Annotated in this window: 9 protein-coding genes, 1 pseudogene and 1 riboswitch; all 10 genes and pseudogenes read right to left on the bottom strand. The window is 47.2% G+C overall.

Annotated elements, in window-relative coordinates:
• Nucleotides 1-13: 13 nt before the first annotated feature.
• Nucleotides 14-361: pseudogene (locus OCV19_RS25070) on the bottom strand (IS6 family transposase); the annotation flags it as partial.
• Nucleotides 362-480: 119 nt separating this feature from the next.
• A complete protein-coding gene (atzF, locus tag OCV19_RS24865; protein ID WP_065677739.1) occupies nucleotides 481-2,280 on the bottom strand; it encodes an allophanate hydrolase in 1,800 nt (599 codons plus the stop codon).
• Between the two features lie 22 nt (nucleotides 2,281-2,302).
• On the bottom strand, nucleotides 2,303-5,893 hold the full coding sequence (gene uca, locus OCV19_RS24860) for an urea carboxylase (RefSeq protein WP_065677740.1): 3,591 nt from the start codon (nucleotides 5,891-5,893) through the stop codon (nucleotides 2,303-2,305).
• A 91-nt stretch (nucleotides 5,894-5,984) separates the two neighbouring features.
• Entirely contained in the window at nucleotides 5,985-6,623 is a 639-nt protein-coding gene (locus OCV19_RS24855; RefSeq protein WP_065677741.1) for an urea amidolyase associated protein UAAP2, read from the bottom strand.
• A gap of 11 nt (nucleotides 6,624-6,634) precedes the next feature.
• Nucleotides 6,635-7,399 carry an urea amidolyase associated protein UAAP1 gene (locus OCV19_RS24850; RefSeq protein ID WP_065677742.1) on the bottom strand — a complete coding sequence of 255 codons (765 nt, stop codon included), beginning with the start codon at nucleotides 7,397-7,399 and terminating at the stop codon, nucleotides 6,635-6,637.
• Between the two features lie 10 nt (nucleotides 7,400-7,409).
• Nucleotides 7,410-8,216, bottom strand: coding sequence for an ABC transporter ATP-binding protein (locus OCV19_RS24845; protein WP_065677743.1), 807 nt, complete (start codon nucleotides 8,214-8,216; stop codon nucleotides 7,410-7,412).
• Nucleotides 8,209-9,039, bottom strand: coding sequence for an ABC transporter permease (locus OCV19_RS24840; RefSeq protein ID WP_065677744.1), 831 nt, complete (start codon nucleotides 9,037-9,039; stop codon nucleotides 8,209-8,211). Before OCV19_RS24840 ends, OCV19_RS24845 begins: the two co-directional genes overlap by 8 nt.
• Before the next feature lie 33 nt (nucleotides 9,040-9,072).
• On the bottom strand, nucleotides 9,073-10,146 hold the full coding sequence (locus tag OCV19_RS24835; RefSeq protein WP_240508217.1) for a putative urea ABC transporter substrate-binding protein: 1,074 nt from the start codon (nucleotides 10,144-10,146) through the stop codon (nucleotides 9,073-9,075).
• A gap of 64 nt (nucleotides 10,147-10,210) precedes the next feature.
• Nucleotides 10,211-10,308: riboswitch (guanidine-I (ykkC/yxkD leader) on the bottom strand.
• Between the two features lie 411 nt (nucleotides 10,309-10,719).
• Nucleotides 10,720-11,343 (bottom strand): cysteine hydrolase family protein, encoded by a 624-nt coding sequence (locus OCV19_RS24830; RefSeq protein WP_065677746.1) that lies wholly within the window; start codon nucleotides 11,341-11,343, stop codon nucleotides 10,720-10,722.
• A gap of 11 nt (nucleotides 11,344-11,354) precedes the next feature.
• The gene (locus tag OCV19_RS24825; RefSeq protein WP_065677747.1) at nucleotides 11,355-12,302 is read right to left on the bottom strand and encodes a YjiH family protein; all 948 of its coding nucleotides are present in this window, start codon (nucleotides 12,300-12,302) and stop codon (nucleotides 11,355-11,357) included.
• Between the last annotated feature and the right edge of the window lie 313 nt (nucleotides 12,303-12,615).

The raw sequence follows: 12,615 nt of genomic DNA, 5'->3' as shown, positions 1-12,615 counted from the left end.
CCTTGGTGAAAAAGGCACGAGCAGCTTTCTCGTCACGACGATCGCACAGTAAAAAATCAATAATACAGCCGTACTTATCGACGGCCCGGTAGTAATACTTCCACTGACCTTTGACGTTAATGTAAGTCTCGTCCATCCGCCACGAAGCCGCGACAGGTTTCTTTCTTCCACGAGCTCGATGCTCCAGCAATGGCGCATATCTGATGACCCACCGGTTGATGGTTGAGTGATCAGTATCGATACCTCGCTCAGCAAATATCTCTTCGATTTCACGGTAGCTGAGTTTATAAGAAACGCAATAGCGAATGGCCTGAAGGATGATGCAGGAAGGAAAGTGGCGACCGGAAAAGTTGATAGTCATAATGTCAAAGGTAATGAATGCTGACGGATATCCTAACTCAGCACTCCTGTTTGCGACAGAACCAGAAAAAGTGGGCCAAGCAAATTTTTCGCAACAGGCCCATCTAAACAGTGAGCTCGTTAAGACTTTTCAAGAAAATATCGCCAACCGCCTGCCTCAGTAATGTCGGTTGCCCCTTCAATCCCTATACCTTCACAAATAAACCCTTTCACCCATTCACCAGAGTCAGTTTCGACACTGCCCAATCCCAAAGGATGTGGAATTTGCACCAGCAAAGCTCCTAGCTGCTTTTTAGGCACTCGCCAGATTTCGACCTCAATCTTTTCACCCTTGTTTGGGCTACGGACTAGTCCAGGCCTTAGTGGTGGCCCACCTGCTAGGCAATACAGAGAATAATTCTTTGATGTAGTGGTTCGCTGTTTAAAGTTCGCACCTAACTCTATTAGTTGATGATTAAGCGCTAAGTCTTTCATGTGAGCACCACAAACTAGCAAATCCACACTCTCGCTACTCTCGAGTTCAACTAGTGTTGCCCCCAGTGGCAAATTCATCGCCTGCTGCCACTCTTTACTTAATGCAATCAAGACTTCGTCTTGGAAGGCTTGGGCAAACAGGGTGACACCAAACGGCAATCCAGCTTCGGTGAAACCTGCGGGCATTGCTATCGCGCTGTAGTCGAGTAGGTTCATGAAGTTGGTGTAGTAACCGAGGTTGCTATTTAGGGCAATCGGGTCGTTATTCACTTCATCAATAGTATAAATCGTGCCTGCGGTTGGCGTCAGCACAGCATCAACATTGTCCATCAACTGGTCGCACTGAACTTTAAATGCTTGCAGTTGGTATATGGCTTTAAATGTATCGGTAGCAGAAAGGTCTTTGGCTCCACCAACAATCGTTTGAATCACTTCCAAACACTGCTCTTGATTACTATTGAAGAAGGATTCAATAGCAGCATATCTTTCTGCAACCCAAGGGCCTTGATAAAGCAGGTTAGCCGCCTCTATGAATGGCGACAAATCAAATGGTATGACTTCTGCCCCCAATGACTCTAGGCGAGCAACCGACTGAGCATAGAGCTTACGATACTCTTCGTTGCCAAAGAACTTTAGCTGCTCCTCGGATGGCACTCCGACTCTCAATCCAGAAAACTGAGTGGTTGCTTCAAGCCCTTGTTCAATAGCATAGCGAGCGTAGCAATCGCTCTCATCATAGCTCGCTCCCACTTGATAGAGTGTGCTCAGGTCTTCTGCACTTTTAGTGAAGAATGTAACGCAATCTAATGTACGACATGCGGGGACGACACCACTGCAACTTAACAGCCCCTTACTTGGCTTGAGGCCGAATAGGTTATTAAATGCTGCTGGTACACGGCCAGAGCCTGCAGTATCGGTTCCTAATGCAAAACATACTTGGTTGGTCGCTACGGCAACTGCACTGCCAGAGCTTGAGCCACCTGAGATATACTGCGGATCAAAACTGTTGTTCACCGCTCCCCAAGGGCTACGTGTACCCACTAAACCGGTTGCAAACTGATCAAGGCTCGTTTTACCCAAAGGTACCGCGCCAGCGTTGGTCAACTGCTTAACCAGATAGGCGGATTCTGATGGTTGGTAGCGGTAGGCTTCGCAGCCAGCAGTCGTACCCAACCCTTGCAAATCGATATTATCTTTGATGGCAAAAGGCACGCCAAACAGGGGTAACTGTTCAATGTCCTGTTCTGCAAGTTTAGCTAGATACGCGTCAAGTTGCTGGTCAGAAATCACTGATAGCCAAGCATTGGATTTGTCGGCTCTGACTTGTTCGAGCTTGTTACGCAAAAACTGCTCTACGTCAAGTTCACCACTGCGGTAGGCCTCACATAGGCCGCTGATGGTCAGTGGCTCTGTCGCTGCTTGAAGCGTCGTATTTGAATTAGTCATTTATCTATCTATCCTCAAACTGCTATGCTGCGCATGTATTAACAACCAGTAATGGCTCGCCAGCGTGCACTTGAGCACCTGCTTCATGACATATTGAATCAATGACGCCCGAGACACTCGCGGTGACTTCTAACTCCATTTTCATCGCTTCTAGAATCATCACTACGTCATTCTCTTTCACGGTTTGACCAGGCTCGACAAGCACTTGCCAAATATTACCCGCAACGTGGCTTTCAATCGCTTCCTGCCCTTCTTCGAGCTCGGTTTGTACGCTTGATTGCTCGATTTCTGTTGCAACAAAATTCGCTTGCCCAGACTCTTCCCAACGCTGGCGCTCCTCTTCGAATGCCTTTTGCTGGCGCGCTTTCGCGTGCTTAATTTCATCGGCATGCTCATGAAGCAGTGATTGGTAATCCGCTAAAGAAAACTCCGTTTCTTCAATTTTCACTGGGTAGTGGCCTTGAGGGTGTTTCTCACGAATATCGAGTAGCTCATCCGCACTGACTTCATAGAACTTGATTTGGTCAAAAAAGCGCAGTAGCCAAGGTTTGGTGAAGGCTTCGGTTTGACGATAGCGATTCCACATCTGTAGCGTACGACCGACAAACTGGTAGCCACCCGGGCCTTCCATACCGTAGACACACATATACGCACCACCGATACCAACGGCATTTTCTGGAGTCCAAGTTCGAGCTGGGTTGTATTTTGTGGTAACTAAACGATGGCGAGGGTCCATTGGCGTTGCTACAGGTGCGCCAAGGTACACATCCCCTAGCCCCATCACGAGGTAGCTGGCATCAAACACGATGCGCTTAACGTCTTCGACGGAATCAAGTCCATTGATGCGGCGGATAAACTCAATGTTATCTGGGCACCAAGGCGCGTCTTTGCGTACCACTTCATCGTATTTACGAATCGCCAAGCGCGTTGCTTCGTCATCCCAAGATAAAGGCAGATGCACCACGCGAGCTGGTACAGTCAGATCATCAATACTATCCAGCATGGCTTCGATCGCTTCTAGCTCATCAAGCAACTGATCTCTTGGCATTACAAGGTTATCGTAATGAATTTGTAGGGAACGAATACCCGGCGTCAGCTCATGAACACCTACCAAGTTTCGCTCTTGAAGCTTGAGCATCAATGCGTGGACTCGGAATCGTAAACGAATGTCGAGCATCTGTGGGCCATACTCCACCAGCAGGTAATCTTCCCCGCTTGGGCGGTAAGCCACTTGCTCACCATATTGGCTTGCTGGGATAGTCTTAATGATGGGTGAATCAAGCTCTGCTATTGGCAGCACCATTTCTTCGATTACACCCGTTTCGATCTGAGTAAGCTGCGCGCGTTCGGCAAGCTCCGCATCTTCCACCGTTACAGGTGTAAATCGAATTTTGTCCCCTGCTTTGAGCTGCCCCATCTTCCAAAGGTCGGCTTTGATGATGGTGGCGGGGCAAACAAAGCCGCCAAGACTTGGGCCGTCTGGACCTAAGATAACTGGCATGTCACCAGTAAAGTCTATCGTGCCAACCGCGTAAGCGTTATCGTGAATATTGGATGGATGAAGACCAGCTTCCCCACCGTCTGCGCGCGCCCAGTTGGGCTTAGGTCCGATTAAACGAACGCCAGTACGACTTGAGTTAAAGTGCACCTTCCACTCAGCATCAAAGAAGGCATCAATATCTTCTTGAGTGAAGAAATCTGGCGCTCCGTGCGGGCCATAAATCACTCGGATCTGCCATTCACCGTTGAACTCCGGTTGAGTAATGGAACTGATCTCAGTGGTACTCTTTGGAGTGGCTTCTTTGATATGTAAAACATCACCGGCGAGCAATGCGCGGCCAGCATGACCACCAAATTGACCTAGCGTGAAGGTTGAACGACTCCCAAGATACTCGGGGCAATCAATACCGCCCTGAATTGCCAGGTATGTTCGAGCGCCGTCTAGCACTTTGCCAAGCTTAAGGGTTTGTCCTGGCTTTATTTCAACCGCTTCGCTCATTGCGACCGATTCACCATCCAATGTCGCTTGAATGCTTGCACCTGTCAGAGCGATGCGAGTTTCTTGGTTAAATTTGAGCGTTGGCCCTGAAACAATGATTTCCAAGCCTGCACTTGATTCTTCATTGGCAAGTAATGTATTCGCTAAACGGAAGCTCAGCGCATCCATTGGGCCTGATGATGGTACGCCAATATCCCAGTAGCCAGTTCGAGCCGGGTAATCTTGAATCGTGGTTTGGGTTCCGCCACTGATGACGTCAAAAGTGTTCGGTTTAAACTCAAAACTGTTAAGAGACTGAGTCAGCACTTCACCTTTCTTTACCAGTTCGCTGGCAAGCAGTTGGCTTAGATATGCCTTGTTGTGTTCGATGCCGTAGATATTGCTGTTGCCGAGGCTTTGCTTAAGCTCTGCCAGTGCCGTATTTCTATCATCGGAATGAACGATCACTTTCGCTAACATCGGGTCAAAGAATGGCGACACTTCAACACCAGCTTCTATCCAGTGTTCGATGCGCAAGTTCTCTTGCTCTGCCCACTCAACATGACTTAATAGACCTGCACACGGCTGGAAGTTTTTATTAGCGTCTTCAGCGTAAAGCCTTACCTGAATCGCGTGACCTTGTGATTTAAGGGTGGCGCTAAGTGTCTCTAGTTCTAGCCGTTCAGCCCCTTGACGAACCATCCATTCGACAAGATCCACACCAAACACTTCTTCGGTTACGCCATGCTCAACTTGTAAGCGGGTATTTACCTCTAAGAAATAGAACGCTTGTGTTTGCTGATCTAATACAAACTCGACGGTACCAGCATTACGGTAGTTAACCTCACTGGCCAATCTCACTGCGGTATCTTGCAGCTTAGTTCGAGTATCATCGTTGAGGTTAGGCGCGGGTGTCTCTTCGATGACTTTCTGGTTACGACGCTGTGCCGAGCAATCACGTTCACCTAATGCAACTACGTGGCCTTGCCCATCACCGAAAATCTGTACTTCGATATGACGTGCTTGTTGAATAAACTTCTCGAGGAACACGCCGCTGTTACTGAAATTATTCGCACTCAGTCTCTTAACGCTATCATAAGCCTCATCGAGTTCTTGGCTGGTAAAACAGCACTGCATGCCGATGCCACCGCCACCAGCCGTGCTTTTCAACATCACTGGGTAGCCGATTTTCTCTGCTTCCTGCAGTGCTTGTTGTTTGTCATTGAGTAAGTCTGTGCCTGGGAGAAGCGGCACATTTGCTTGAGTAGCGATGTTACGCGCAGAGTGTTTAAGGCCAAAAGATCGCATTTGTTCTGCTGTTGGTCCTAAAAAGACCAATCCTTCTTGTTCGCATCGTTCGACAAACTCTGGGTTTTCACTTAAAAAGCCGTAGCCAGGATGAATCGCTTGTGCGCCAGACTCTTTGGCAATCGCAATAATTTTGTCTTGATTAAGGTAGGTCTCAGTCGCGCCACCTTGACCTAAAGAAAACGCTTCATCAGCACCGACAACGTGGAGACTTTGAGAGTCTGCTTCACTGTAAATGGCAACGCTGCCGATATTAAGTTGTTTTAATGTGCGGATAACTCGGCAAGCAATGGCTCCACGGTTAGCAATTAATACCTTACTAAACATATTTTCGTCCCTAAAATCCGGGTCGTCCCGGAAAAAATAGAGCATTAACTAGGGTCGTCCCTTACTCATTTTCTCAGCTATCTTGCTGACTTTATTGCCAAACGATGATCTCAACAGGCGTTGGATTGTAGGCATTACATGGATTATTCAATTGTGGGCAGTTCGACATTAAAACGATGGTATCCATGTGGGCTTTGAGCTCTACATATTTACCCGCACCACTGATGCCATCGGCAAACGTAAGACCACCTTCGGCAGTCACTGGTACATTCATAAAGAAATTAATGTTGTGAGTAATATCTCGCTTAGACATACCAAACTGCTCGTTTTCTGCGACAGCCAACAACCAGCTATCACGGCAAGCATGCATGCATTTCTTATCAATAGAGTAACGTACCGTGTTGCTCTCAGTGGCACATGCGCCGCCTAAGGTATCGTGACGACCACAGGTATCAGCGACGATCTCAAGCATCACATTACCTTGGTCAGACAGGATCTTAGTGCCAGCCGTAAGGTAGACATTACCCTGATCACGAATGGTATCGATAGCGCTATAACGCTCTGAAGGATCGTTGGCATTGTAAAATAGAGTATCTGCTGCTTGGTTGCCTTCGATATCAAGGATACGCACTGTTTGACCTTTTTTGACGACTTTCATGTAGTAGTCACCAGCAGGGACAACATCACGATAAAGCGCTTCACTTAGTTCTAATTGGCTCTCTACAATCATGTTTTACTCCTTTAACAACAGTGACTGACAGTGGATGGCTTAATAGTTTGACTGGCCGTTGTTTCATAGCGGCGGTTGTTCTCAAAACCTCGCTTATTCTCTTCGCGATGATTAAGGCAAGTATCGTTTTGTTGCATTGGCTCAGACTCGAATACCATGACCTCGACAGGCTTGTATGGGTATGTTTCTGATGGGTTAAGAGGATGAGGACAAGTCGTCATCACTACCAAGGTGTCCATTTCGAAACGCAGCTCAATACAATCATCTGCTTTACTGTGCTGAGGATCGTAATTTAGGTTGCCTACTTCATCTGTAGACACTTTACTAAACAGGTTTAAGTTCGCGGCTAAATCACGCTTACCTAAACCATATTTAGCCACTTCAACGAGCAGCGCATCATAGCCGTTCTGCTTCCACTGATTACGCTCTGTTTGATAATCGCGCTCGCCCCACTTCTGAGCCACCTTTTGCTTATTGGCGACACCACATACTGTATCAATCCATCCAGTATCATCACGGACAATCGAGCAAAAGATACGCCCCATGTCTGAGTACAAACAATTACCTGTCGTTAACTTGAACGTATGCTGACCTTTCAGAGTATCTGGTGCGTTGTAGCGCTCCAGTGGATTCGCTGGGTTGTAGAACAACACACTTAGGTTTGCTCCGCCTTCAAGATCTTTGAACCGAACCGTTCGACCTTTTGGCACCACCATAGACCAGTGTGCGGCCCCTGGCAGAGTGTCTGAAAAAATCACGTCCTGTTTTGCTAACATCTTTAATTCCTTATGCAATTTTTTGGAGAAGTTGTTCTGGTTGAGAGTGTTCCAACTGCTCGGTTGGAATATCAAACGTCACCTGTGCGCCAAAACGCTCGGGCGCTTGCTCATCTTGGCGAGTATGGTCAAACACCCAGAGGCGATTCCCCAGATAGAAGCCTTCACTGAGGTCGTGCGTGATCATGAAGACCGTTAGGTTTTGCTCTTTCCAAAGCGATTTCACAAGCACATGCATGTCTTTACGAATTCCGGGGTCAAGCGCACCAAAAGGCTCATCGAGTAGCAGTATTCTTGGCTTTTTGATCAGTGCCTGTGCAATAGAAAGACGCTGTCTCATGCCGCCTGATAATTCATGAGGGTATTTGTCTTGTGCCGCCAGCAAACCGACCTGTTCCAGCATTTGCAGCGCCTGCTCTTTAGCTTGTCGTTTCTTAGCGCCAAACAGTCGTCCCAGCAGGGTGCTAGAAATACTGTTTTCCTCAAACTCATAGCCAAGCATGACATTCTCAAGCGCCGTTAAATGAGGAAAAACGGAGTACTTTTGGAACACGATGCCTCGTTCAACTCCCGGCTCTTGAGTCAGTGGCTCTCCGTCTAGCAACAGTTGCCCTCTCGAAGGTGTTTCTGTGCCGAGCAGCATATTAAGGAATGTGGTCTTCCCACAGCCCGATGCACCAACGATACTGACAAAGTCACCTTCATTAACGGTAAGATCCAAACGCTCAAGAACGATGTTATCGCCGTATTCCTTCCAAACCTGTTTAACTTGGATGATCGGTTGATTCGTTTGGTTAATAGCCTGTGGGTTAGCCATTGTTCTCTCCTTGTGACTGGTGATACCAAGGACTTAGCTTTTTGGACGCTAAACGTAATAGCCAATCCATGCAGTAAGCCAAGATAGTGATCCACAAAACATATGGCAGGATCACGTCCATTGATAAATATCGACGTACCAAGAAGATGCGGTACCCCAAGCCTTCGGTTGCCACTATTGCTTCGGCAGCAATCAAAAATAGCCACGCACTACCAAGAGTCAGACGAACCGCTTCAATCAGTTTCGGCATAATCTGTGGAAGGATGACTCGAACAATAATTTGCCAGCTGTTTGCGCCCAGTGTTTGAGCTTTGATAAGCTGTTCATCCGGTAGGCTTTGGACCCTGAGCTGAATGTCTCGGATAATGATGGGACACACGCCGATGACAATCAGTACCACCTTGGAGAGTTCACCTACACCAAATGAAATAAACAAGATTGGCAAAATCGCCATTGGTGGAATCAGTGAAACGGTGGTGATCATAGGTGATAAAGAAGAACGCACTAATGGGATGATCCCTGTCGCGATACCGAGAGATAGACCAATCAGTGCACTGATGCCAATCCCCCAAGCCAGCCTCGTTAGGCTGGCGAAGGTATCTGTCCACATTAGGTATTCACCGGTTCTTCGGCTTGGGGTAAATGCCATTCTGTCAATAGCATCAGCAAAACTGCTAAACGCAGGAAGCAGCTTATCAGCAGAGTTAGCTGCCAGTCTGGCATCTGATGCCGTCACATAGACGGCAAGCAGGATCAGAAATGGCATCACACCAAGCATTACTCGCCCAAACTTGGACGGATGACGGTTAATTACTTTGGTCATAACGGCTCCATTTACAACGACCGAATGGTGATATTACAGCTTGTTATCTGCTGCCATCTGCATGTATTCAGAGGTAAATCGAAGCTTAACGTTGCTTGGGTCGCCATAAACGCCTGCTGGTGTTTCGACACCAATAAAGCCCGCATCAGGAGCGCCTTCACCCAATAGACCATGCTCAAATGAAAACTCACTGACTTTCTGCATCGTCGCTGCGAGTTTAGGGCTTTGCGTAAAGCTCACCGCTTCATCTGCTGAGTAGAACATGTTGGTGGCTTGCAGCTGTGACTTGTAGCCATCGAGGTCGGTACCCGATGAATGAGCCATATAAAATTTGGCTTCGTCACCCTGCTCTGATGATTGCATGATTGACATGATCTCATACCAAGCGCCCGTCAACGCTTTACCTAAAGCAGGGTTACTTTCTAAGGTGTCAGTATTTACGACTAACAGGTCGATGATTTCGCCAGGAATATCAGAAGAGTTGAAAACAAAAGACGTGTCTGGCTGCGACGTGATTTCGTTCAGTAGCGGGTTCCAGGTGACAACCGAAGTGACTTGACTAGTGCTGAACGCTGCCACAAGGTCAGCATCCGAAGTGTTCACCACTCTGACATCTCGCTCACTCATGCCCACACTTTCGAGTGCGCGAGCCATCAGGTAGTGAGAGACACTTAGCTCGACAAGGTTAATCGACTGGCCTTTCAGGTCTTCTAACTTTTTGTCCCCTTTAAGGACAATGCCGTCGTTACCGTTCGAGAAGTCACCAACGACGAGAGCAGTAGAGTCAACACCACTGGCTGCTGGAATCGTCAATGCATCCATGTTGGTCATAACGGTCGCATCGAACTGACCTGTAGTGAACTGGTTGATGGATTCAATGTAGTCATTAACCTGCACAACATCGATTTCAATGCCGTACTTGTCAGCCCATTTATCTAAGATTCCAGAGTGGTCTGCATAGTCCCATGGCATCCATCCGACGTAGATAGACCAAGCCAGGGTGAACTTCTCTTTCTCTTGAGCTAGTGCGATTGGTGAAAAAGTGGATGCGAGTAACGTAGTACCGACAACAGATGCGACTAGGCTTTTTTTGATTTGAGCTTTCACAGGGATCTCCTCCATGAGGTCACTAAATATCAACACAAGAGACGCAACCAATTGGTTTGGTTTAATCTCCCGGGCTTCTATCCCTCCGTGTGACCTCCTGCGAGGTTGACAACTCTCGACCCAGACACTGATTACACAGCCGGAACCCTAGATGTCTATTTTCCACATTGTGAGCTAGGTTGACAGCGATACCAACTAGCTTTGCGCTCTTGTAAACTTACAATAATCAAGCAAACCTCATGCCAACTATAAAAACATATAAAATCAATGATTAAAGCAATTATTGATTTACATCTCCGTTCTAGATATCCCCATCTTGGTGCAAAGGCACTAGTTAGGTGCAACCAAAATCGGCTTTGTTGCGTAATTCGAGTGAACTAAATCAGGATCTTACGATCAGAACAGTGAAACCCACTCACTGACATACTCTCATGCCCAAGCCCTACTTCTAAACCAAGAACTAGCGCCAGTACAACACCCATTTAATCTGTCATGAATGATCAGATCATCTGAACACCGAAAGGTTCAATTGATTTAAGCAACAGCGCCCCCGTAAGGCGTCCACTTTTTGTGCTAGGATGCGATTTGCGTTTGTTTGACAGCAAAAGTCTGCATCTCATTAGTTGCTTTTTCAAGTGTCGCAACAGCACCAGTTTGCAGGTATTCCATCGCTTCAAGCGCACCTTCGTGGGCTTTTAGGGAGGAGCCAGCAACACAGTCTTCTACCACGCGGCAGTAGTAATCCATCTGGTGACCATCAACAAAGGTGTAGTGTACGCACACATCGGTTAGGCACCCACAAAGCAGCAGTGTATCAACCTTGAGGCCTTTTAGTAGGATCTCGAGATCCGTACCGAAAAAAGCAGAATAACGGCGTTTTTTGATAAGGTAATCATCAGGACGAAAATCAATTTCATCGGCACAGATCGCAGTGTTTGGGTTGCTTTCTAAGCAGTGAATATCCTCTGCACCATCGAGTTCGCGGCCAAAATCGACTAGATTATCGCGGTGTACTTCCTGGATAAAGATCACTGGAATATTACAGGCTCTCGCTTGCTTGATAAGCTCACCGGCCAAGGCTTTACGCTCGTCATACCGCTCCATATTCGGAATAGGACGTTCGCGTTCAATAAACAGTTTGCCTTGAACATCAATTACGATAAGTGCAGGGTTTCCTTCGATAAATTGTTTTTTCATCTTTATTCTCACTAAAATAACATGTGGGCGCAAAGGGCCATTAATGGGATAGAAATTAATACGCGTAGCAGCCATAGCGCTGCAATTTTAGGAATGGACAGGCCGATCTTGGCCTTGAGCATCAGCACAGCAATTTCATTCATAAATACAAGTTGGTTTACGGCGACACCTGCGATCACAAAGCGAGCTACCTCGCTCTCAATACTGCTACCTAGGATCACTGGCATCAGAATATCAATAAAACCACTACAGATGGCAGCTGCTGCCGCACTAGCTTCTGGAATACCAAGTAGCTCAAGATAAGGGACCAGCGGGGTTGAGACAATATTTAGTATCCCAGTAAATTCAATTAAAGACAGACCAAGTCCACCAAAAACCATCATTGCCGGGATCACCGTTATGGTGGTATCAATCACAAAGTACAAGGCATCGATAAGCATGGTTTGGATACTACCTGCTTTCTCAGCTCTTTTCATACCGTGCTCGGCTGCGGTACGAAGCAGTGAATCTTGATAGTCGATGTGATTGTCGTCGGGATTTTTTAGTTCGCCTGTAATTAAAGTGTTGTCAATCAATCTCAACGGTGGCAAGCGTGAGATAATAATGGCGCAAACTATGCCACAGGTCAGAACGCACCCGTACCAGGCAATAAAGTGTGATTCCATGTGGACGAACTTTAGGATCACATAGGCAAAGGTGATTGAGACAATTGAGAAGTTGGTTGCTACAATTGCCGCTTCACGCTTGCTGTAACCTCCGTTACGGTACTGACTTGCCGTCATAATAACGCCAACACTTGAGGCTGAGACCCATGAGGTCAAGGCGTCAATGGCTGCTCGTCCTGGTAGGTTAAAGGCTTTGATAAAAAGCTTGCTAATAAGCACCCCGGTAAAATCGGCTAAACCAAAATGAGTGAGTAGTGGTAGCAGCAGGGCACTGATGAAGTAGCAGCCGAACATCACAGGAGCAACATCGTTTAAAAGTAGCGCACCAGTATTGACGTGGAGGAGAGTTGCATGTTGCGCAGCTTAGAGGGCGGGTATTACCTGTGGCGACAATTAAGTTCTGCCAACAGATTATCACCGCCCTGCAAGGGTAAGTATTAAAGCGCTTTAATGGTAGGCTATGCTGCATGCTCTACGGCATAATTGTGTGCGAGCGATTGCATCACCCCGAATAGGTCTTTGGGGTCGAGCATGTCGGGAATAAGCTCGATGGTCTCGCCGAGGTTGAGTCTACAGGCTAAATCGTAGATATATCGGGTTTTGTCGC

It is taken from the genome of Vibrio celticus, assembly GCF_024347335.1.
GTDB lineage: Bacteria > Pseudomonadota > Gammaproteobacteria > Enterobacterales > Vibrionaceae > Vibrio > Vibrio celticus.
This window is presented reverse-complemented; position numbering and strand designations above follow the sequence as displayed.